Here is a 1,291-nt window from a genome sequence, read left to right on the forward strand (position 1 = left end):
CCGAGAATTGGCCACCTCACCCGTCTCGAGCGTGAAACAGCAACAGGGCACCTGCGCGATCTGCGGACTGAGGGCGTCGGTCCGGACCTCGACGCGGTTCTTCCGGGTCGTCGGCAGCATGGTTGAACAGGGAAGACGGTTGGTGGGGCGGACGTACCACGGTGCGAACACACACCGCCATGATCCCTGGTGATCCGCTGACGCATGCGACCGAGCAGGCTAAACTAATCCCTTAGCTAAGCGAGGAGGTTGCGCCATGTCGGCTGAGGCCGTGCACTACAACATGCATGATGCCAAGACCCACCTGTCGCGCATCATCGAGCGGGTGGAACGCGGCGAGGAGATCATTATCGACCGGGCGGGCACCCCGGTGGCGAAGGTCGTACCGCTGGTCCGGCGGGCTAACCGCACCGCAGTCGGCTCTCTCGCCGGCCAACTAGACCTCTCCGGTGACTGGGACTCACCACAGACCAACGCCGAGATCGCCGACGACTTCGGCATCGGCGCATGAATCTGCTGCTGGACACTCACGTCGCGCTCTGGGCCATCACCGGCGACCCGACCCTCGGCACCGAGTTGCTCGACCGACTACGCCACGAGCCGGACATCTTCCTCTCCCCGGTCACCCTGTGGGAGATCACCATCAAACAGAGCATCGGGAAACTCGCCGGCCCCCCTGACCTTGCAGAGCGGGTACGAGACATGGGCTTCCGGGAACTCCCGGTGACCCACGCCCACGCCATCGCCGCAGGCCGCCTGCCATCGCATCACCGCGATCCCTTCGACCGCATGCTGGTGGCACAGGCAATCACCGAAGGGCTGACCCTCGCCTCCCGCGACGCGTCGATGGCGCTGTACGACGTGGACATTCTCAAGGTGTGATCGGACAGCTCGGCCCACGCCTGACAGTGCCCGGGAGAGGCCCAGGCCCAACTCGCCCACCGGCCGTCCCTCCGCGGGGGATCTATGGCCAGCCACAGTCCGCGTCGAGCAGCCAAGCAGAGCGTCACACAGTGCGACGATCGTCGGTGAGCCGCTTCCACTCAGGTTGGCCGCTCCAAGGGCGTCAGGCCGATGATCATCGGGCGGCCAACGTCAGGAGGCCACGAGTAGTCGGATCTCGCAGCGGACGCCACTGACTTGGCGGGCCGACCATCACCGGTAACGAGTGGGCATGCCATCGACTCCGCCGCCGCGCCCCTGACCGCTTGAAGGTCTGTCCCGAGATCAGCCGGTGAACCCGGCGACGTACGCCGCGAGCGACATGCCGCCCGACCCGCCACCGCCGACT

General features: G+C 66.2%; 2 protein-coding genes. Both read left to right on the forward strand.

Going from position 1 to position 1,291, the window contains the following annotated elements:
* The first annotated feature begins 256 nt into the window (after positions 1-256).
* Complete coding sequence (locus tag Vse01_RS29125; RefSeq protein WP_102659982.1) at positions 257-511, forward strand: type II toxin-antitoxin system Phd/YefM family antitoxin; 255 nt, start codon at positions 257-259, stop codon at positions 509-511.
* Positions 508-882 carry a type II toxin-antitoxin system VapC family toxin gene (locus tag Vse01_RS29130; RefSeq protein ID WP_204019286.1) on the forward strand — a complete coding sequence of 125 codons (375 nt, stop codon included), beginning with the start codon at positions 508-510 and terminating at the stop codon, positions 880-882. The genes Vse01_RS29125 and Vse01_RS29130 overlap by 4 nt, the downstream gene beginning before the upstream one ends.
* Positions 883-1,291: the final 409 nt, after the last annotated feature.

Source organism: Micromonospora sediminimaris, from assembly GCF_016863575.1.
GTDB classification, from domain to species: Bacteria; Actinomycetota; Actinomycetes; order Mycobacteriales; family Micromonosporaceae; genus Micromonospora; species Micromonospora sediminimaris.

Coding starts and splice junctions, on each gene's coding strand:
- Vse01_RS29125 (WP_102659982.1), top strand. CDS start 257: ATGTCGGCTGAGGCCGTGCACTACAACATGCATGATGCCAAGACCCAC.
- Vse01_RS29130 (WP_204019286.1), top strand. CDS start 508: ATGAATCTGCTGCTGGACACTCACGTCGCGCTCTGGGCCATCACCGGC.